This is a genomic window from Butyrivibrio sp., assembly GCF_017635265.1.
In the GTDB taxonomy this organism is placed as follows: Bacteria; Bacillota; Clostridia; order Lachnospirales; family Lachnospiraceae; genus Butyrivibrio.
The window spans coordinates 21,916-43,295 of the sequence record NZ_JAGBLU010000104.1; the positions used below are offsets into that span (position 1 = coordinate 21,916).

A 21,380-nucleotide genomic window follows, 5' to 3' on the forward strand; every position below is an offset into this window, starting at 1 on the left:
ATGCCGGAAAGGCTACAAATACTGGTTTCAGCCGTAAATAAAGAAATAGACAGTCTGCTTGCAGATATGAACATACAGACTGATGGGGTGATTGTTAATCAGATTATCGGAAAAAAAGCTGATAATACTGAAAAAGCCATAGAATATTCAGGAAAAAAGATCACAATTCTTCATAGAAACGAAAAGGGAGTTGGTCTTTCAAGAAACACTGCCCTTGAACATTCAGATCATGAGATAATACAGTTTGCAGATGATGATATTGTCTATGAGGATGGATATGTACAAAAAGTTCTCGATGAGTTTGATGCTCATCCGGAGGCGGATATACTGCTGTTTAATGTAAAGGCCCAGGAGGGGAGAGAAACTTATTGGAACACTGATTTTGCCAGAGTTAATTGGAAAAACTATGGAAGGTACCCCTCATATGCAGTTTTTGCAAGGCGTCAAAAGCTTATTGATGCAGGTGTTCGCTTCTCACTTCTTTTTGGAGGAGGAGCTCCTTATATGAACGGTGAAGACAGCCTCTTTTTGCATGACTGTCTGAAAGAAGGTCTCAATCTGTTCAGAACAACTGTCATTGTCGGACATGAGAAAGCCGGCGAATCTACATGGTTTAAGGGATACACAGATAAATTTTATTTTGACAGAGGCGTTCTTTACCATTTTCTTTACGGAAAAATGGCTAAGATTTTGGGACTTAGGTATCTTTTTAAAAACAGAAATACTATGTGCCGCGAAAAGGGACTTCTGAAAAGTGTGAAAATATTGTGGGATGGAGTTGACCACGGCAAGACATTAAAGAAGGTATAAATGGTAATATATCTGACACTTACTGCAGTTGTAGTTTTATCTGCGCTGCTGCTTAAACAAAGAAACTTGAATATCAGAAGCGGGGGCATAACAAGACAGAAAGCTGTGAATGTAATAGTTTTGCTCTTTATCTTTTCTGCCCTTTTTTGGGTTTCAGCCCTAAGAGTAAATGTAGGCAATGATTATGCCAAATATGTCGAATTTATGCATCTTGTTTTCAGCCATGCTTATGTTCCGACTGAACCAGGCTTCAATGCACTTACCTACGGGATTTATTATCTGTGTGGATTCGAGAATTATATCCTGGTATTTGCGGTATTTGCATTCTTCACGGTTTTGTTTTTTATGATAGCTATGTGGCAGCAGAGTGAATGGTTTGCTTTCAGTTTTATGATGTTTATGCTGCTTGGATATTATTTTCAGTCTATAAGCACCGTACGTTATTATCTGGCCTTGGGAATGGCGCTTTACTCTGTTAAATTTGTATTAAAAAAAGACTGGCCCAAATTTGTTCTCTTGGTTTTGGTTGGAGCTCTTTTCCATAAATCTATGCTGGTTGTTTTAGTACTTTATCCTCTTGCCCGTATCAACTGGAGAAGATGGATGTACGGAGCGTTTGGAATTGCATGTATTTCCTGTCTTTTTTTGCAGGATTTATACCTTAAGATAGTTGTATTTTTATATCCATCATATAAGGATACGGAATATCTGGCCGGTGGAACCAGCCCAATGAGCATATTTAGATGTCTCGTGGTTTTGGGCGTATCTTTGTGGCTTTATAAAGAAGTAATAAAAGATAATGCGCGTTATATGTTCTGTTTTTATTGTAACCTGATGGCATTGGCACTATATGTATTTGGTTCCTTTTTACCAATTATTTCCAGAATCGGCTACTATCTTACTGTGACGCACATTCTTTTTATCCCGGCTCTTTTACTTCATGTTAAGGATGACAGAAAAAAGAGAATAATGACCGTTTTGACAGTTCTTTTTTGTGTTTGCTATTTTGTGCTTTACATGAGGGGAGCATCAGCGGATGGAGTGAGGATACTTCCATACAAGACTATCTTGTTTGATGAAATGCCTCTAACTTTGTCAGAGAGAGGATATTAAAAGTTACTGTCCGGAAACAGCTGCATTAGCAGTAACTACTAAGGAGCGGCATATGAAGAAGGCTTTTTTTACGATTATTGTAGTTTCATATAATCCCGGTAAAAAGATAATAGATACAATCGATAGTATTTTGAAGCAGACCTGCACAGACTATAGGATTCTGGTAAAAGACGGGATGTCAACTGACGGTTCAGTAGATATGCTAAAAGAAAAATATGATGTGGCAGGGATAGATCAGGATGAAGAAAAAACTATTACCCTGATTGAAAGCTGTGATAACGGAATCTACCATGCGATGAATATAGCAGTTTCCCATCTTGAAGAAAAGATAATTGATTCAAGAACTAAAGAACAGGAAACTACAGCTGAGGAAGTTAAGCTTTTAAGGGCAGGGGAGACACCGTCTTACATTTTCTTTCTTAATTGCGGTGATGAATTCAGAGACGAAAATGTACTATTAAGAGTACATGATTTTATTGTAAGCAGGCAGGAAAAGGAAGGCACAACTCTTCCCACTATTTTTTATGGCGACATTTTTGATAAGTCTACCGGGAATAAAATAGCTTCAAATCCTCATATAGATGATCATGCCTGTTACAGAAACCTGCCATCTCATCAGGCATGCTTTTATGATGAGAGACTGATGTTCAACAATCACTTTGATCTTAAGTATAAGGTGAGAGCCGATTATGAACAGTTTTTGAGATGTTTTTACAGAGAAAAGGCAGAAACTGCCTATATGAACATTGTAATTGCCAACTATGAAGGCGGCGGTTTTTCGGCTCAGAACAAGAAGCTTTCAGAAGAAGAGAGAAAAGAAATTATTAAACATTATCTGACCGGTGCACAGATCAGAAGATATGACTTTATCAGAATAGTGACTCTTTCCGGATTCAGAACATTTTTAGATTCCAATAAAGTTACTTCCAAAGGCTACAATGCTATCAAAGAAGCAATTTACAGAGCCAGAGGAAGAAGAGAGGAAAAAAGAGATTGAGAGTACTGTGGCTGTGTAATATCATGCTGCCTGTTTATGCCAAAGCAAAAGATATTCCGTTTTCTGTGAGGGAAGGATGGCTTTCAGGGTGCCTTGACAGGCTGAAAAAAGCTGATGACAATAAAATAACACTAGGTATTTGTTTTCCTAAAGAGTCAGCGGTGGTTCAGGATAGGGAAGAAATAGATGGAATCGTATTCTATGGATTTGAGGAGGATTTAAATCATCCTGAGATTTATGATGAAGCTTTGGAAGAACGATTTTCTGCTGTTTTAGAAGATTTTAAGCCTGATGTCGTGCATGTATTTGGTACAGAATTTCCTCATGCTCTTGCCATGCTCAGAGCCTTCGACAATCCTGACAGATCGCTTCTTGGAATTCAGGGGTTATGTGGAGAAATCGCCGTGGATTACATGGCAGATATTCCGGTAAATGTGCAAAATTCTGCTACTTTTAGGGATCGCTTAAAAAAGGATTCCCTTCTTATGCAGGTGGAAAAGTATAAAAAAAGGGCAGAACATGAAAAAGAATCCATTCTTTTGACGGGGAATATTACAGGAAGAACACTTTTTGACAAAAATGTCACTTTTAGGATAAATCCCAAGGCGAAATATTTTGCCATGGATGAGACCATGAGGCCATGCTTTTATCAGGGAAGGTGGGATGAAAAGAATGTTCTTCCTCACAGCATTTTTATTTCTCAGGGAGATTATCCTTTAAAGGGATTTCATTTTGTGCTTCAGGCACTTCCTAAAATATTGGAAAAATATCCGGATGCTCACTTATATGTTGCCGGAAACAATATTATCGGTCGTGGAAAGAGTAAATATCCGTATTTTTTGCGGGCAAGTGCTTACGGAAAGTATATTAAGTCACTTATTTCTGCATATAAATTAAAAAAGAAAGTGACTATGGTAGGACTTCTTTCTGATGAAGAAATGAAGGATAGATATTTACAGAGCAGTGTGTTTATCTGTCCTTCAATTCTGGAAAACTCACCCAATTCGGTAGGAGAGGCAATGCTTTTGGGAATGCCGGTCATAGCTTCCGATGCCGGGGGAATACCAAGTATGATACAGTCCGGTAAAGACGGACTTTTATTTGAAAGAGGAAATGTTGAAAAGCTATCCGAAGCGGTTATTCAAATGTGGGATGAACCGGTAATTGCTGCTGTTTTAGGTGATAATGCGGCCAAAAGAGCCGGTAAAGTTCATGATCCGGACGCCAATTATAAGAGACTTCTTGAAATATACGATGAAATATGCAGTAAGTAAGGGGAAAACATGGTAGTTACCTTTGTGTCCAATTACATAAACCACCACCAGATTCCTGTTTGCAATGCTTTGCAGAAGGAAGTGGGAGAAGGCTCTTTTTATTTTATTCAGACAAGTCCCATGGAGAAGAAGCGGGTTGAAATGGGATGGGCTGTAGATCCGAAGTCTTTTGGGTATGTGGTTGTTTATTATGAAAATAAAGAAAAATGCGAAAAGCTTATATCCGACAGCGATGTTGTGATATTCGGATGGTCAGACGGGCTTATAGAGGATCTTGAAAAAAGGCGTCTTTCCTCAGGAAAACTGTCTTTTCGACTGAGTGAGAGAATTTACAGAGAAGGACAGTGGAAGGCTGTAACGCCCAAAGGCCTTATAAAAAAGTATCACGAGCATTTTGTTTACAGAAATAAACCTGTATATTTATTATGTGCCGGTGCATATGTGGCATCAGACTTTGATCTTATCCACTGTTATCCGCAAAAAAAGCTCAAATGGGGATATTATCCCGACAGGGACTATGAAAATGTGGATAAAGAACCTTTATCCGGCAGAAAAGTTAAACTATGCTGGGCAGGAAGGCTGATAAGACTTAAACATCCTGAATATGCAGTAAAAGCGGCAGAAATTCTTAGGGACAAAGGCTATGAGTTTACTCTTGAAATAATTGGTGATGGCAATCAAAAAGATTATATTGAGAACCTTATAGCGGAAAAAGGCTTAAAAGAGTATGTTGCCTTGAGGGGGCAAATGAACCCTGCTGAGGTACTTGAGCATATGAAGATTTCAGATATATTTCTTTTTACCAGCAACTATCTGGAAGGCTGGGGAGCGGTTGTTAACGAAGCTATGGGATGCGGATGCGCAGTCGTGGCTTCAAAAGAAGCAGGAGCAGTTCCATTTTTAATAAAAGACGGCTATAATGGTTATTCTTACGAAAATGGAAATTTTGATGACTTTGTCCAAAAGGTTCTGCAGCTTTTTGAAACAAAAGAACTGATTACGGATTTTGGAGTCAGAGCCTTTAGAACAATCAGGGAGTTGTGGAATGCAGGTAATGCAGCAAAAGAGTTTACAAGATTTTGCGGTGAATTTATAGAAGGAAGAGTACCTGCACCTTCTATCCAAGGCCCTATGAGCGTTGCACAAAATATAAAGCCTGCAGGTTTTTGGAGAACTATGCAGGAAGAAAATCATTTAGAATGAGGAAGTTATGAGATCTATCGACAAATTTTTTGAAACAGAAATCACAGTGTTTGGAGTTAACATCACTCTTTTTGACCTATTTTTCTTTACAATAATAGCGTGTCTTGGTATGTACTTCAGACTCTCACTTTACGATATCGCTTCCGGCGATTACACTCTTGCTTTTGCAGACTGGATGCGAGAATGTCATGAAGCGGGAGGTTTTGCTTACCTTGGGATCAAGCCCGGAGTCAGCGATGCAAGTACTTTTGATTATAACTGCATGTTCCAGTATATTATCGTCATCTTGCACTATATTGGCGGTGGTATCAGCGATATGTATCTGGTAAAAACAGTATCTGTAATATTTGATTTTGTCTGCGCAATTACAATCATGAGAATAACTTATAACGTTACTGCAGGAAGCGTTAGGAAGTCACTTATGGCATTTGCGGCTGTAATGTTTCTGCCAACAGTTGTATTAAACAGTGCAGCTTGGGCACAGAACGATTCTATCTTTACATCATTTATTCTTTTATCTCTTCTTAGTATCATTAAAGGCAAAGACAATAAAGCATTTATATATCTCGCGTTATCTTATAGCTTCAAGCAGCAGGCTATTTTCTTTATGCCATTCATAATAATCATGTGGCTGAAAAACAAAGTGAAAATAAGATATATCCTTTGGGTACCGTTTATTCATGTTGTTGCAATGATTCCCTGTGCAATTGCAGGGAGAAGCTGGGGAGATCTTCTTGGTATCTACGGAAAACAGGTCACTATGTTTTCAAGACTATCAATGAACTATCCAAGTATTTATACAATCATTACATCTGATCTTAATAAGGATATCAGAAAGATTATCATTTCAGCCGGAACAATGGCTACGGTTATTATCATGGGAATGATTGCCTATTATACTTACAAAAAGAAATTTGAAATTACTTCAAGATTTATGATAACACTAGTTATATTTACAGCAGAAGTGTGTTGTTTCTGTTTGCCGGCTATGCATGAAAGATATGGATATCTTCCTGAAATTCTCACTGTTGTTTATGCGCTTTTTAGCTATAAGAGAATGCCTGTATGTGCAGCACTTCAGGTAATATCAATGATTACATATACAAGATTTTTGTTTGGTTCAACTGTTTTGACGCTGTGGCCGCTTACATGTGCTATGCTTATAATCATTCTTATTGTAGGGTATGACCTTTACATGCAGATGAATATCCCTGTTGAAAATGCGGAGAGCTGATAATGTCCGGAATGTACAAGTCACTAACGGTAATAATACCTGCATATAATGTGGAAAGTCTTCTTGGCAAATGTGTGGAGTCATTGGCGGTTCAGGATTATCCCAAGGAACTTTTTGAGATAATTGTGGTGGATGATGGTTCGACAGATAATACTCTTGAAGTAGCTCAAAAATTGTCGGATAAATATTCTAACGTAAAAGTTATCCACAAGGAAAATGGGGGCTCAAGTAGTGCCAGAAATGTTGGAATAGAAGCTGCAAGAGGGGAATATATCGGATTTGTTGACAGTGACGATTTTGTAGACTGTAAGATGTTCACTACTTTGATGCAGGCGGCACTGATAAATAATGCCGATATGGTCCAGACTTCCAGAGATGAAATTGATGAAAAAGGCAATAAATTGCCCGATGTGGTTATACCGCCCAAAGGAGTGGAAATTATCTCGCCCAAAGAGCAGATGAAAAGGCTTTTGTTGCACGTGGGAGATGCTTCTTTTTGTACCAGGATAACAAGGAAAGAGGTTTTTGAACAGGGATTCAGGTTTCCCGAGGGTGAACTCAACGAAGACTTTTATCTCATGATACATATCCTTAAGTACATTAATAAACTGGTCATCCTTCCACAGCAGTATTACCATGTCTTTTACAGGCTTGGCAGTAACTCCAGAAAAAACAAAGAGGATAAAGATTATTTCCCTTCTGTATTTACTGACATTGTTAGAAATGCAGACGTTGCGCTTAAGCTTGTAAAGAAGGACTATCCCGATCTTGAGATAATTGCGGAGAGATTCGGATTTGTTCAGAGACTTGATTATCTTTTGCATATTCCTGTTTCAAAGATGACCGTAGATAACAGATTTTATATTGATGTGGTAAAAAATATCAGAAGTAATTTATTAAAGGCGCTGTTTAACCGATACTTGACTTTAAAGCAGAAGCTTTATCTGTGTATTTTGGCACCTGCGCCCAGATTTATCCGAAAGGCCCATGCATTGGTAAGAGGACTATGAGTAATATAAAAAGAGCTTCAATATACATAATATTGATAATATCGCTTCTTGCCAGCTTGTATTATGGCTTTCAAAAGCAAGGTTTTCACGAGGATGAATACTATACATATTATTCATCCAACAGAAGTTTGGGACTTTATGAGCCTGACAGGCAGTGGCAGGACAGACAGACTATTCTTGATGAATATGTGGTAAAAAAAGGCGAGGGCTTTAACTATGGACTTGTGAAACTGGTTCAGTCATGGGATGTGCATCCTCCTGTGTACTACATGATATTTCACACTATCTGCTCTCTTGTACCCGGAGTATTTACAAAATGGACAGGTATTATAACAAATTTGATTGCGTTTGTTATTTCTTTTTTTGCACTGAGAGCTCTGATGAAAAGACTTGCAGTTCCCTACTATGTTCAGATTATTACTTTGATATTTTGGGGACTTAATCCTCAGACTATATCCTGCAATATGCTGGTCAGAATGTATGCATGGCTTACCGCAGCAGTATTTTTATGTGCTTATACCCATATAAGTGTTATGCAGGATTATGAAAGATATAAGAACTCTCCAAAGCAGTTTTTTGTAAGGCTCATGCTTCCTGTAATGGTGGTTTCCTATGTCGGGTTTCTGATTCAGTATTTTTACATCTTTTTCTTTGTAAGTATTGGTTTTAGCCTTGCAGTTTGGATGTTTTTTTACAAAAAAGATATTTATAACACCATTATTTATGTTGTTTCCTGCATCGTGTCTATGGGACTTGCAGTTTTAACCTATCCTGCCAGTCTCCACCATATGTTTGGAGGTTACAGAGGAAGTGATGCTGCAGGTAGTTTATTTGATATAAAGAATACGGTTGCAAGGATTTCTTTTTTTATAGGACTTTTAAATGATTATGTCTTTGCAGGCGGACTTTTAATAGCGGCGCTTCTTCTTGTTATGGCTATCATGGCGCTTATGATAAAAAATAAAAAACACAAAAAGATAAGGCCTGAAGCAGTTATTTTAGCAATCGGAACAATTTCCTACTTTCTTCTTACAGCCAAATCGGCTCTCCTGGTCGGAAGTGCTTCAAACAGATATGAAATGCCAATCTATGGTCTGATCATTTTGCTTGTTTTCTGGGATATATACTATGTGTTTGATGCAGCAGACAATAAGACGTACCTCTACGCATTTACTGCGGCTATGGCAGCTTTTTTGCTGAAAGGTCTCATTGTGGATGGAAATGTGCTTTTTTTATACAGAGAAGATGCGGCAAAAATAGAATATGCTGCTGATAATTCGGATTCAGTATCAATTGTTATGTATAATCCCGCCACTCCATACAATGTTTGGAGATTGACTGATGAGCTGCTTCAGTATGACAAAGTTTTCTATATGAATGAGGAAAATCCGGAACCGATAGAAGATGAAATTATAAAGAATTCGGACAAGATAATTCTTTATGTAGCTGATAATTCTTGTCAGGAGGATGCAATAAAGAATCTGCAAAGTGCATGTCAAAATATAGGTACAAGGACATATATCAGCAGTGAGGATATGTGGACTACCTATGAGTTTAATTAGGCTTATATTTTCTTATTCTCTTTTCAAGGCATGCTATAATGAAAAACAAAGTGAGGTAAAGTATGCGAGCAGCAGTAATTGGCGCAAGCTCAGAGTCAATTTATACAATAGGAAAAGCCAGAGAGATGGGGCTTGAGGTGGTAGCGCTTGATGGAGACTCAAACGCCCCCGGCCTTAAAGCTGCAGATAAGTCTTTTGTAGTAGATATAAGAGATCCACAGAAGGTAATTGAAGTTCTTGATGAAAACATTCCGGATATTGTACTTCCGGTTCCAATCGGAAGATATCTTACAACAACAGGCGTCATCAATGATTATTATGGACTTTGCGGCGTTACAGAAACGGCTGCAAAACTTTGTACCGACAAATATGAATTTCATAGAATTCTTCATGAAAAAGGTCTTAGAAATGCAGAGCTGTACCTGATTCCGGCAGGATGTGAGTATGCAGATCCGGATGAATTAAACAACTGCTATCCGGTTGTGGTTAAACCAAGGTTTGGTTCAGGGAGCAGAGGCGTTCAGATTTATAATACAAAAGAGGAACTTGCCGCAGACTTTTTGTCACAGCTTCCTTTTGATGAGGATTATTGTATAGAAAGCTGCATAGATGGACCGGAATATGGCGTTGATGGAGTATTTACAGATGGCTTTTTCAGACTGATACTGCTTCGCGGCAAGAAAAATACGCTGCCTCCTTACAGAGAGTGTGTTGGTTATTATTCAATTATCGAGGATGAAGATAACAAAGAATTTTTTGATAAGATAAAAGACCTTATGCAAAAAGCTGGCGATACTCTTGGATTTAAGAATAACCTTATTCACGCGGATATTATAAAGGATGCAAATGGTAATCCTTTCCTTATTGAGACTTCAGCAAGGCCTTCAGGTCATAATCTTCACAACCTGTTTACTCCAATGGCAAGCGGGGTTGATGAGGTTTCTGAGTTCATAAAATATGCTTTGCCGGATTTGGGCAGAAAATATGTATTTGAGCCCAACGTGAAAAAACATATGGTTATCAGATATTTTGATTTTGAGAATGTGAGAGTTAACAAGGTTCCCGATGAAAAGTACCTTTTGGAAAAGTACCCGTTAAAGAGTTGGAAGTGTAATATTGAGCCTGGCATGATCCTTGGAAAAGTCATGAATGGCGCTTCAGTTATGGGAAGGGGCTTTTTCGTTATTGAAGCTTCATCAAGAGAGGAACTTGACCACTATTGTAATGATATAAAAAATGAGTTTGAATTGGAGGATGTATTTTGACCAGCGTTGCAATTATAACAGCCAGGGGCGGAAGCAAAAGAATTCCCGGAAAGAATATAAAGAATTTTTGCGGAAAGCCTATAATTGCATATTCGATATCTGCTGCTATTGAAAGTGGAGCATTTGATGAAGTCATGGTATCCACTGATGATGAGGCAATAGCAGAAGTTGCCGGGAAATATGGAGCAGTTGTGCCTTTTATGCGCTCTGAAAGTACAGCAGGTGACTATGCCACTACAGATGAGGTAATTGCTGAAGTATTGAAAGCATATAAAGACAGAGGCAGAAATTTTGACAGGTTTTGCTGTATATATCCAACAGCTCCTTTTATTACGGCCGGGAGACTGGCAGAAGCAATGGAAAGACTTGATGAGCATGAATCAGTAACACCTGTTACTCAGTTTTCATATCCTCCGCAGAGAGGCTTTGTAATCGAAAATGAGAGACTTGTGAGAAAGTATCCCGAATTTGCAACTACCAGATCTCAGGATCTTGAAAAGCTTTATCATGACAGTGGACAGTTTTATGCTTGCAGAACAGATGCATTTTTCAGGGATAATACCACTGATGTTGATGATATGGTTCCTGTTATTTTAAGTGAAGATGAAGTTCAGGATATTGACACCTTTGAGGACTGGAGAATCGCTGAGGAAAAGTTCAAGGCATTAAAAGCAAAAAAATCTGCGAATCAGAGTGAAGGAACAGTCAAATTCGATGATGCTGCCTTAAAAACACCATATTACAGGATAGATGAATGTGCTCTTGACTCAGATATCAATATGCTAAAAGGCGCATTAAAGGCTAATTGGAATAATTACATATGTTCTTATTCGGTTAAGACCAATTCACTTCCATGGCTTCTTGCACATTTTTGTGACAATGATTTTTATGCGGAAGTTGTCTCAAAAGAAGAGTATGAATTGTCAAGAAGGATTGGATTTAGTTCTTCCGGAATAATCTATAATGGCCCGATTAAGGACAAGGATACCTTTGAAGAGGTTCTTCTAAACGGAGGCCTTGTTAATATGGACTCAAATTACGAGCCTGAATGGTTAAAAGAGCTGGCTAATGCCAACCCTGACAGGAAATTTAACATTGGCATAAGGGTAAACTATGACATAGCCGGGCTCATACCTGATGAAGTCTTGGCAGACGAGGAAGGAAGCCGCTTTGGTTACTGTTATGAAAATGGTGAGCTTAAAAAGGTTATTGATTTCGTAAAAAGTCTTTCAAACGTGAAGATTTCCGGACTTCACCTTCATTCTTCTACAAAATCCAGATCTGTAGAAGCTTATAAGGCTTTGGCAAAAATCGCTGTTCTTGTGGCAAAAGAGTTTGAACTTAAGCTTGATTATGTGGATATGGGCGGCGGATACTACGGCGGAGTAGCAGATAAGCCGGACTTTAGGGACTATGTGCCTGCAATAGCGGGGGTTCTTTCTGAATATTTTGATGTTAATAGTACTAAGCTTGTTATGGAACCGGGAGTATCCATGGTGTCCTCATGCTTTGAATTTGTGACAAGTGTTATTGATACCAAAGATGTCAGACAGCACCGTTATGTTATCATTGATGGAAGCAGAGTGAATATGAATCCGCAGGTTACCAGAAGATGGTATCCTCATAGGCTGGAGTATGCAGAATGCGGGAAAGAAAGAGAAATTGTCCCACAGCAGATGATTTGCGGTTCTACATGTATGGAATATGACAGAATGTTTCCTGTTGATAATGGGAAAGAGTTAAAAGCAGGAGACAGAGTTGTATTTACAAACGCCGGTGGATATACTGTTTGTCTGACGCCTCTTTTTATCCACTATTTCCCGGCAGTATATGTAAAAAAAGCAGATGGAACATGCTATGAAGCAAGAACGCCGTGGACCAATGACGAATACCTGATGAAGAACCACTTTCAGGGAGGGTTTTTAAATGCCTAAATTTGAACTGAATCAAAGGATAAAACTTGCAGATCATTATATTGGAAAAGATGATCCGGTTTATATTGTTGCTGAGATGTCTGCCAATCATAACAATGATTATGGAAGGGCAATCGAGATAATTCATGCAGCTAAAGAGGCCGGAGCAGATGCAGTAAAGCTTCAGACATACACAGCTGACACCATGACCATAGACAGCGATAAGAGTTATTTTCAGATTGATGGCGGAACTCTGTGGGATGGAATGACTTTGTATAAATTGTATCAGCAGGCATATACACCATGGGAATGGCAGCCAAGGCTTATGGAAGAAGCCAATAAGCTTGGAATGGACTGCTTTTCAACGCCTTTTGATAAAACATCACTTGATTTTATTGAAGGTATGAATGTGCCGGCTATAAAAATCGCTTCCTACGAGATCACAGATATTCCGCTTATAAGGATGTGCGCATCCAAAAAAAAGCCAATAATACTGGCAACGGGGGTTGCAAGGCCCTATGATATAAGGCTTGCTATTGAGGCCTGTGTTCAGGAAGGAAATAAAGATATAGTTCTGCTTAAGTGTGTATCAGCTTATCCTACGCCCTATGAGGATGTGAATCTTAACATGATTCGTGGGCTTGCGGAGGAATATGGATGTGTTATGGGACTTTCGGATCACACTATGGGGTGGACTGTTCCTATAGCAGCGGTGGCACTTGGAGCCAGAATGGTTGAAAAACATCTTACCTTAAGAAGGGCTGATGGCGGAGCAGACAGTGCTTTTTCAATGGAACCGGAAGAGTTTGCCGAAATGGTAAAGAGTATCAGGATAACGGAAAAAGCGCTTGGCGACAGTGAGTACAAACTAACTCCTTTTCAGGAAAAAGAAAGAGAAGGGGCAAGGTCACTGTTTGTAGTTGAGGACATTAAAAAAGGGCAAGCTCTGACTTCTGAAAATATCAGATCTATCAGGCCCCAGCAGGGAAGCGGGCTTGCACCCATTGAGTACGAAAACGTAATAGGTAAAATTGCTTCAAAGGATCTATTTAGAGGGGAACCACTTCACAAGGAAGATTTCTGCTGATAGGGAGGCATAATGGGAAGCAAAAAGATCTGGATCAAAACAAATGCAAATGAGAGTATAGCCATTGGGCACATGCGAAGATGTATGACTATTGCCAAAGAACTGGCTGATTTGGGCGCATCAGTTAAGTTTATCCTTTCAGATAATGAAAGTGAGAGAGTTCTCAAAGATATGTCTGAAAAAGACGGAGTTTTTTACACATCAAAAGTGCTTAATACGACCTATTCAGAGCCTTTGGGTGACTTAAACGTTCTGGATGAGATGTTTGCAAATGAAAAACCGGATTTTTATCTGATGGATTCCTATTATCTTGAAAGAGAATATTTTGATGGCATCAATGGATTGATAAATAAACACCGGTTATCCACAAAAACAGGATATATTGATGATCTGTACAAATTTGATTATCCGGTGGACTTTATACTTAACTATGATCTTGAGATACCGGAAAATTTTTATAGTGCCAAAAAACAACTCCTTGGAGTAAAGTATGCCCCCTTAAGATCTCAATTTGCCAAGTGTGATTACGAGACCAGAGAACATGCGAAAGTAGCATTTCTATCCTCCGGAGGAACTGATCCATATCATGTGATTGGGAAAATTCTGCAGGAAATTTATTCAGAAGAGAGCCCTTGCAGAAAAGTACTTGCATTCAATGATTTCAGATGTCTTGTTATTGTTGGGGCACTTTTTGAGGAAGACTATAAACGGGAGCTTAGAGAGTTTGCCAAAGTTAATCCATCGGTAACACTTTTTGAAGGTGTATCTGATATGGCTGATATAATGAAGCAGGCTGATCTTGCCATTTCGGCAGGAGGAACCACTTTATATGAACTTTGCGCCGTCGGAGTTCCTACAGTAGTATACAGTATGGCTGATAACCAGATGGAATTTGTAAAGGCATTTGACAAGGCCGGGGCTGTAAGGTACGCAGGTGATGCCAGAGATAATCACAGACTTGCCCAGAAAATTGTTACCTGGGGGACTGCTGCAGTTGATAGCAAAGGCTTTAGGAAAAGAATGAGTGAAAGTGCCAGATCTCTTATAGATGGAAAGGGTGCTTTGAGAATTGCAAAAGCAATAATGGAGTTAGCATGAAGTTAAGCATAATAGTGCCTGTTTATAATATGGCCGGTGAGGGAAAACTGGATTATTGTCTTAATAGTCTTGTGAACCAGACTATTTCAGATTATGAGATAATTGCAGTAGATGACTGTTCCACAGACAATTCATTTGAAGTGCTGCAGCGTTTTCAGGCACAGTATCCCGACAAATTTATAGCAGTACATTCGCCGGTTAATCATCATCAGGGCGGAGCCAAGAACATCGGTCTTGCCATGGCAAAAGGCGATTGGCTTGGATTTATAGATGCTGATGACTGGATTGTTCCGGATTATTATGAGAGACTTTTAAAAAAGGCCGAAGAAACAGGCGCAGATATGGTCGGCTGCGATTATTGCCTTACTGATGAGCACAGCTTTAAAGTCGGTAAAATTGTTCATAACAATAACGATAGCCAAACCGGTGTTATGAATAAAGAGCGCTATAAAAATCTGTTATTAGAGACTGGGAGTCTTGTTGTTAAGGTTTACAAAAGAAATCTGATAGTTGGTGACTATGAGCCAGGTACAAGGGATAAACTTGATGTATTTCCTGAGGATATATTCTATGAGGATAACGCGGTAAGTAATACGTGGATGCTAAGGTCGAGGCATTTTGAGTATATTCGGGAGCCTTTGTATTTTTATTATCAGCATCAGGCTTCAACAGTCCACAGTATTTCAAGAAAGAATCTTGAAGACAGGATGACGGCAGGAAGACAGATCATCAGAGAAGCAAAGGCTAATGGTTATTTTGAAGAGTACAGAGATGAGATTGAGTTTCAATACACCGTGTTATTCTATGTAAACACTCTTTTCTCTGCTATGCCTAAAAAGTCAAAGGTAAAAGGGTGTTATGCGTTTACCAAGGCTCTGGCCGGGGAAATGAAAAAAACATTTCCGGATTTTCAAAGTAACAGCTACTACATTGATAAGATACATCCAGAAGAGAAAAAGCTTATCGCATATCAAATGAAATCACAACTGTTTTTTTATGCCTACTACAGACTATTGTGGTTTTATAGAGATTTGAGAAGTGGAAAATAAACCAAGATGAAAGACAGAATATATGTGTGCCACACCTTCTATCATGTGTATGTGGCATGTTTGAAGGAATTTTATATAGGAGATAAAGGAAAGGCTACACTTGTACTTTCCAAGATGTCCAATAACTTTGGCAAGATGGTTGAAAGGGCAAAAAAGAACCCGATCTTTGATAAAGTTGTTGAGTATGATGAAAAGCTTGATACTTTTTTTCCTGAGCTTAAGCCTTTAAAGGAAGATTCAGGAAATATAGCAATCAATATGCTTAAGCGCATCAAATTTTGCAGAAGATTCGGACAGCTTCAGGAAAAATATATTCCCATGGATTTTTCTCAGTATAGAGACATTTACGTATTTTGCGACTCTGATCCAATAGGCTATTATCTTAATTATAAAAAGATAAAGTACCATGCCCTTGAAGATGGGCTTGACTGCATAAGATATTATGACACAGCAAGGTATGACAACAGAGGACACTTTAAAATAAAAGCATGGATGGCGTCAATGGGACTTATCCATATTCAGAACGGATATAGCAGGTACTGTTTGGATATGGAGGTCAACGACATTTCAGTTCTTAAATATCCTTGTCCCAAATACGTGGAACTTCCCAGAAAGAATCTTACAGATAGATTGACACAGACAGAAAAGGATCTGATGCTTGATCTTTTTGTAGATGACACTAAGGAAATACAAAAGAAGGTTGCAGGAAAGACCGGGACATTGCTGGTTTTGTCAGAACCTTTATGTGACCTTGACACAAGGGCTAAAATATTTAAGGATATTATTCAGGAATATGGCGAGATTGAAGGTCAAAAAGCAAGCGTTATTATTAAGCAACACCCAAGAGACCTGCTGGATTATAGTCCGTTATTCCCGGAAGCTGTTATTTTGGATGGCTCATTTCCAATGGAAATGCTAAATTTTATTGAAAATATTAAATTTGATCGTTTGGTCTCTGTATATACTGTTGTGGATTCAATTGAATTTGTGAATGAAAAGATATATTTGGGAGATGATTTTATGGATAAATATGAGGCTCCTGAGATTCACAGACAAAATGAGGCTATTACCGACTAAATAAAATTGTTACTGTTAAGCTTTAACTGTGCAAATCACTTGTAGAAGCAAGCAAACTGATAAATAGTAACAGAAGGGTTTATTTTATGCGAAAAATATATAAAAAAGTAATGAAGCTCCTTGATGCCAAACAAAAGAGGCAGATGGTGGGCATAGTTATAATGATGCTTATAGGTGGTGTTCTTGAATCCATGGGAATTGCACTTATTGCCCCTGTTATGCAGGTTGTAGTCGATCCTGAGCAGATTCAGAAAAGCACTATCCTTTCTTTTATTTACAATGTATTTAATTTTTCATCTCCGACCCAGCTTGCAGCATTTATTATGGTTATGCTGATACTGGTATTTGTAATAAAGAATATATTTCTCTTTTTCATGAATGTTGTTCAGCTTAGATTCGTTTATACCAATCAGTTTGCTACATCAAGACGAATGATGATCAACTTCATGCAAAGGCCTTATGAATATTATCTTAATGCCGATACAAGCGTAATCCAGAGAAACATAACATCTGATGTCAATAACATGTATGGACTGATCCTCAGCAGTCTTCAGCTCATAAGTGAGATTATTGTATTCATCTGCCTTGTCGCAATTTTGATCAGTCAGGATGCTGAAATGACAATTACTATAGCGGCTTTATTAGTTTTTGTCCTTCTTGTTATCAAATACTTTATCAAGCCTGTAATGACTAAGGCCGGACAGGATAATCAGGACTATTACAGCGGTCTGTATAAGTGGATTGATGAGTCTGTTACCGGAATAAAGGAAATAAAGATAGCCAACAAAGAGAATTATTTCATAAACGGTTATGCTGACTGCGGAGCCGGATATGTTAATGCAGTTCAGAAATACAACCTTTATAATTCCACTCCAAGACTTTTGATAGAAACAATTGCCATTGCAGGAATGGTAGGCTATATGCTCGTTGTTATGGCAAGAGGAACAAGCCTTACTCAGCTCCTTCCGCAGCTTACAGTTTTAGCAGCTGCAGCAGCAAGACTTCTTCCCAGCGCCAACAGGATAAATAACTATCTGACTTCAATAGCGTATTTTGAGCCTTTCCTTATGAATGTAAGCGATAATCTTCAGATGGAAATCCATGATGGTTCTATTTCATATAACAGTGAGGATTACAGGAAAAAGAAAGAAGTAGAAAAATTACCTGTACTTAAGAGCATTACCCTTGATAATATATCCTATAAATATCCGGGAACAGATAAATTTGTTCTTGATAATGCCGATATGGAAATTCCTGTAGGGAAGTCTGTAGGTATTGTTGGAACATCAGGTGCAGGAAAGACCACTATTGTGGATGTAATGCTCGGACTTTTAAAGCCTGTAAGCGGTCACATCTACGCAGACGGTGTTGACGTTATGGAGCATTATCCACAGTGGCTTAAAAATATTGGTTATATTCCGCAGACTATATTTATGATCGATTCTACAATCAGAAAGAACGTAGCCTTTGGTTACGCTGACGATGAAATAGATGATAACAAGGTGTGGCAGGCTCTTAAAGAAGCTGCTCTCGATGAATTTGTAAGAAGTCTTCCTGAAGGTCTTGATACCAGAATTGGAGAAAGGGGTATCAGATTATCCGGTGGACAAAGGCAGCGAATCGGAATAGCAAGAGCTCTTTTTGAGGATCCGGAAGTTCTGGTGCTTGATGAAGCAACATCAGCTCTTGATAATGAAACAGAAGCAGCTATTATGGATTCAATTAATCGTTTACATGGAAGGAAGACACTTGTTATTATTGCTCATAGACTTCAGACTATTGAAAAATGCGATATGGTTTACAGCATAACTGATGGAAAGGCCGTGATTAAATGACAAAAAGAAATGTGGGCTTTGAGCTGCTCAGAATAATAGCGATGGTTATGATATTGGTGCTGCATTACAATGCTCACTGTGATACCCTTCTTCATTTAGGAGAGCCTATTACAGGAGTACAGGCTTATGCAACCATTTTGGAAGCTTTTTGTATAACAGGACTTAATACATATGTGTTTATCAGCGGCTATTTTCTCTCCGGGACGAAGGTTAGAATTTCCCGAATTTTGCAGCTTATTTGTCAGGTTTACTTTTATACTATTCTCATTTCAATTGCCATGATCATTGCCGGCACTTATGTGGTACACCCCAATGACAACATATACAAAATAGCTCAATACATATTTCCGATTTCTTCAGAGCATTACTGGTTTATTACAGCCTATATTATCATGTACGTGTTGGCACCTGTAATGAATGCCGGAATCAATAATCTTTCAAGAAAACAGATGAAGGCAGTTATTATAGGTCTTCTTATCTGGTTCTGCATAATAAAGAGTTTTGTACCGGTAATGTTTGTGACAGATCACTATGGATATGACTTTGGCTGGTTTATAGTTCTTTATCTGATAGCAGCCTACATTCGCAAATATGATGTAAAAGTATTCTACAATGCGGGAAACAGTCTTGTTGTATTTTTTGCATCTTGTGTGATTATTGCAGTTATGAGCTTTGTGCTCTACTATATTAACCTTACTACAGGCGGTTTTATTTATTATTCAGAAGTACCTCTTCATCTTAACTTCTTCTTTACCCTGACAGGATCTCTTGGGCTGTTTTCTTTTTTTAGATACTACAGGGCAAAAGAAAATAAGGCAGCAGATGTTATTAGATTCGTAGCGCCATTTACCTTTGGGGTTTATCTGCTGCATATGCATATCGAAATGAAGGATAGATGGGTAGAGTGGATAGAGCATCTTATTGGACCCGTTCCGACTTACAGCGTTCCGCTTTATGCTCTGCATCTGGCTGTATCTATTATTATAATTTTTGCGGCAGGAGTATTTGTGGACTGGATACGTAAGATAATATTCGAATATGTTGGCAGAGTTTTACATGACACATGGCTTTTTAATAAAATAAGACAATTGGATCAGGATTTATGTTAAAAAATATCAGGAGCTATTTTTATAATTTAAAAAAGTTTCAGGCGCCACTGGAAAGATATATTTTTCCGGTTATTTTGCTGTTGTACCCTTTGATCGGTGTTAATCAGGGCCTTGATATATCTGATACCATGTATTCCCTTGCCAATTTTGAGTTTATTGAAACTCTTAATCCAATGTGGCTCTTCTCCACATATTTTAGTAATGTAACGGGAGCATTAATAATGCACCTTCCCGGATCAGGCACGATGCTTGGATTTAGCATATATTGCAGCTTTGTAACCAGCATTATTGCTCTGTTTTCCTACTATTTCCTCAAGAAATTCATGCCCGGATGGATGATTTTTATAGGTGAATTTATAGCAGAGAGTATCTGTTTTAGTCCCAGAGTTATTCTTTACAATTATCTGACATACCTTTTCTTTACTTTAGGAACAATCCTTTTGCTGGTTGGCATATTCGGGTGGAAAAGACAGAATTTATATCTGTTTTTTGCCGGTATTTTTCTGGGACTTAACGTGATGGTAAGATTTCCCAATATTGTAGAAACGTCACTTATTTTGGTTTTATGGTTTTACGGATTTGTCACAAAAGACAGGTTCAGTGAAGTCATAAAAAGAACCGGCTTTTGTATTCTTGGATTTCTGGCAGGATTTGGACTTCCTTTTTTATACACCGTCATAAAATATGGTCCTACAGCTTATATTCAGGGAATTGCAGGACTTTTTGGGATGACCGAAGGCGCTTCCGATTATTCGTCAGGTGGCATGATAGGTCTTATTCTTGAAGCTTATGGTACAACCTTATCCAATATGTTTATTCTTGTTCCATGCATTGCGGCTGGGATAATTATGTTCCTGCTTATACCGGAAAAATACGTGATGATAAAGAAAATTTTATATGTCTGTGGAATTTTGGTTCTTACAAAGTATTATTTTTCCACAGGTGTGTTTACAAGAAATTATTATTACTATGATTCCATGTTTCAGGCTGCCATGATGTTCATCATATTTGGAATAATTCTTTCAGTTACAGGAAGTCTTGGGGTTCTTAACGGAAGCAGACAGGAACAGACGCTGGCATTTACTGCACTTATGCTTATTTTGATCACACCGATAGGAAGTAATAATTACACTTTTCCTATTCTTAATAACATGTTTTTGATTGCTCCGATAGTTCTGTGGCTTTTTAGGAGAATGATGCAAAGAGCCGGTGAAGCACATTTTAACTTCGCCTGGCAAGCCGTGTTTACATTTATTCTTATAGTTCTTTTTATACAGGGAGCCTTTTTCCATTTTGGATATTCATTTATGGACGGCGCAGACGGAACGCCAAGAGACAGTCTTGTAAGTATTGATAAAGCAAAGCATATGGTTACAACTCAGTATAATGCGGAGACTTTAGAGGAGTTGTCTTTGGTCTTAAAGGAAAACAATCTTCTTGGAACAAAAGTCATTCTTTTTGGAGGCATTCCCGGAATTTCATATCTTTTTGATATGACTCCGGCTATTGATACAACGTGGCCTGATCTTGACAGCTACAGCATTGAAAATTTTGATAATCAGCTTATGGATCTTTCAGTATCAGAAGCGCCGACACCAACTGTAATCATTGGAAAAGACATGGCAGACTATGCCAATATAGGAATGAAATATGATATTTTAATGGACTATATTATAAATCACGGTTATAATAAAATCTTCGAGGGTGAAAGATTTATGGTATTCGCTCAGAACGACAGATAATA

17 protein-coding genes are annotated in these 21,380 nt (G+C 38.3%); all 17 read left to right on the forward strand.

The window, feature by feature from the left end; all coding sequences use genetic code 11:
- The 17 genes from J6O61_RS12370 (at window position 1) to J6O61_RS12455 (ending at window position 21,378) form a co-directional block, all read left to right on the forward strand.
- Complete coding sequence (locus J6O61_RS12370; protein ID WP_292213676.1) at window positions 1-810, forward strand: glycosyltransferase family A protein; 810 nt, start codon at window positions 1-3, stop codon at window positions 808-810.
- Complete coding sequence (locus J6O61_RS12375; protein WP_292213679.1) at window positions 811-1,923, forward strand: EpsG family protein; 1,113 nt, start codon at window positions 811-813, stop codon at window positions 1,921-1,923.
- A 52-nt stretch (window positions 1,924-1,975) separates the two neighbouring features.
- Window positions 1,976-2,920, forward strand: a complete 945-nt coding sequence (locus J6O61_RS12380; protein WP_292213680.1) for a glycosyltransferase — start codon at window positions 1,976-1,978, stop codon at window positions 2,918-2,920.
- Window positions 2,917-4,194: a glycosyltransferase family 4 protein gene (locus J6O61_RS12385; protein ID WP_292213683.1), complete on the forward strand. Its 1,278-nt coding sequence runs from the start codon at window positions 2,917-2,919 to the stop codon at window positions 4,192-4,194. The genes J6O61_RS12380 and J6O61_RS12385 overlap by 4 nt, the downstream gene beginning before the upstream one ends.
- Before the next feature lie 9 nt (window positions 4,195-4,203).
- Window positions 4,204-5,397 (forward strand): glycosyltransferase, encoded by a 1,194-nt coding sequence (locus J6O61_RS12390; protein WP_292213685.1) that lies wholly within the window; start codon window positions 4,204-4,206, stop codon window positions 5,395-5,397.
- 7 nt (window positions 5,398-5,404) lie between these two features.
- The gene (locus J6O61_RS12395; RefSeq protein WP_292213688.1) at window positions 5,405-6,631 is read left to right on the forward strand and encodes a hypothetical protein; all 1,227 of its coding nucleotides are present in this window, start codon (window positions 5,405-5,407) and stop codon (window positions 6,629-6,631) included.
- A gap of 2 nt (window positions 6,632-6,633) precedes the next feature.
- Window positions 6,634-7,641 carry a glycosyltransferase family 2 protein gene (locus J6O61_RS12400; protein ID WP_292213690.1) on the forward strand — a complete coding sequence of 336 codons (1,008 nt, stop codon included), beginning with the start codon at window positions 6,634-6,636 and terminating at the stop codon, window positions 7,639-7,641.
- Window positions 7,638-9,203, forward strand: a complete 1,566-nt coding sequence (locus tag J6O61_RS12405; RefSeq protein WP_292213693.1) for a hypothetical protein — start codon at window positions 7,638-7,640, stop codon at window positions 9,201-9,203. Before J6O61_RS12400 ends, J6O61_RS12405 begins: the two co-directional genes overlap by 4 nt.
- 62 nt (window positions 9,204-9,265) lie before the next feature.
- A complete protein-coding gene (locus J6O61_RS12410) occupies window positions 9,266-10,468 on the forward strand; it encodes an ATP-grasp domain-containing protein (RefSeq protein WP_292213697.1) in 1,203 nt (400 codons plus the stop codon).
- Complete coding sequence (gene pseF, locus J6O61_RS19485; RefSeq protein ID WP_330613784.1) at window positions 10,465-12,402, forward strand: pseudaminic acid cytidylyltransferase; 1,938 nt, start codon at window positions 10,465-10,467, stop codon at window positions 12,400-12,402. Before J6O61_RS12410 ends, pseF begins: the two co-directional genes overlap by 4 nt.
- Window positions 12,395-13,468, forward strand: a complete 1,074-nt coding sequence (gene pseI / locus J6O61_RS12425; RefSeq protein WP_292213700.1) for a pseudaminic acid synthase — start codon at window positions 12,395-12,397, stop codon at window positions 13,466-13,468. Before pseF ends, pseI begins: the two co-directional genes overlap by 8 nt.
- Window positions 13,469-13,480: 12 nt before the next feature.
- A complete protein-coding gene (pseG, locus tag J6O61_RS12430) occupies window positions 13,481-14,566 on the forward strand; it encodes a UDP-2,4-diacetamido-2,4,6-trideoxy-beta-L-altropyranose hydrolase (protein ID WP_292213743.1) in 1,086 nt (361 codons plus the stop codon).
- Window positions 14,563-15,615 (forward strand): glycosyltransferase family 2 protein, encoded by a 1,053-nt coding sequence (locus tag J6O61_RS12435; RefSeq protein WP_292213745.1) that lies wholly within the window; start codon window positions 14,563-14,565, stop codon window positions 15,613-15,615. Before pseG ends, J6O61_RS12435 begins: the two co-directional genes overlap by 4 nt.
- A 6-nt stretch (window positions 15,616-15,621) precedes the next feature.
- Window positions 15,622-16,692: a glycosyltransferase family 52 gene (locus J6O61_RS12440; RefSeq protein ID WP_292213747.1), complete on the forward strand. Its 1,071-nt coding sequence runs from the start codon at window positions 15,622-15,624 to the stop codon at window positions 16,690-16,692.
- 86 nt (window positions 16,693-16,778) lie between these two features.
- The gene (locus J6O61_RS12445; RefSeq protein ID WP_292213749.1) at window positions 16,779-18,527 is read left to right on the forward strand and encodes an ABC transporter ATP-binding protein; all 1,749 of its coding nucleotides are present in this window, start codon (window positions 16,779-16,781) and stop codon (window positions 18,525-18,527) included.
- Complete coding sequence (locus J6O61_RS12450; RefSeq protein ID WP_292213752.1) at window positions 18,524-19,636, forward strand: acyltransferase; 1,113 nt, start codon at window positions 18,524-18,526, stop codon at window positions 19,634-19,636. The genes J6O61_RS12445 and J6O61_RS12450 overlap by 4 nt, the downstream gene beginning before the upstream one ends.
- Window positions 19,637-19,725: 89 nt before the next feature.
- Complete coding sequence (locus J6O61_RS12455) at window positions 19,726-21,378, forward strand: hypothetical protein (RefSeq protein WP_292213755.1); 1,653 nt, start codon at window positions 19,726-19,728, stop codon at window positions 21,376-21,378.
- Window positions 21,379-21,380: the final 2 nt, after the last annotated feature.

Coding starts and splice junctions, on each gene's coding strand:
- J6O61_RS12370 (WP_292213676.1), top strand. CDS start 1: ATGCCGGAAAGGCTACAAATACTGGTTTCAGCCGTAAATAAAGAAATA.
- pseI (WP_292213700.1), top strand. CDS start 12,395: ATGCCTAAATTTGAACTGAATCAAAGGATAAAACTTGCAGATCATTAT.
- J6O61_RS12410 (WP_292213697.1), top strand. CDS start 9,266: ATGCGAGCAGCAGTAATTGGCGCAAGCTCAGAGTCAATTTATACAATA.
- J6O61_RS12390 (WP_292213685.1), top strand. CDS start 4,204: ATGGTAGTTACCTTTGTGTCCAATTACATAAACCACCACCAGATTCCT.
- J6O61_RS12450 (WP_292213752.1), top strand. CDS start 18,524: ATGACAAAAAGAAATGTGGGCTTTGAGCTGCTCAGAATAATAGCGATG.
- J6O61_RS12435 (WP_292213745.1), top strand. CDS start 14,563: ATGAAGTTAAGCATAATAGTGCCTGTTTATAATATGGCCGGTGAGGGA.
- pseG (WP_292213743.1), top strand. CDS start 13,481: ATGGGAAGCAAAAAGATCTGGATCAAAACAAATGCAAATGAGAGTATA.
- J6O61_RS12400 (WP_292213690.1), top strand. CDS start 6,634: ATGTCCGGAATGTACAAGTCACTAACGGTAATAATACCTGCATATAAT.
- J6O61_RS12445 (WP_292213749.1), top strand. CDS start 16,779: ATGCGAAAAATATATAAAAAAGTAATGAAGCTCCTTGATGCCAAACAA.
- J6O61_RS12375 (WP_292213679.1), top strand. CDS start 811: ATGGTAATATATCTGACACTTACTGCAGTTGTAGTTTTATCTGCGCTG.
- J6O61_RS12405 (WP_292213693.1), top strand. CDS start 7,638: ATGAGTAATATAAAAAGAGCTTCAATATACATAATATTGATAATATCG.
- J6O61_RS12395 (WP_292213688.1), top strand. CDS start 5,405: ATGAGATCTATCGACAAATTTTTTGAAACAGAAATCACAGTGTTTGGA.
- J6O61_RS12380 (WP_292213680.1), top strand. CDS start 1,976: ATGAAGAAGGCTTTTTTTACGATTATTGTAGTTTCATATAATCCCGGT.
- J6O61_RS12440 (WP_292213747.1), top strand. CDS start 15,622: ATGAAAGACAGAATATATGTGTGCCACACCTTCTATCATGTGTATGTG.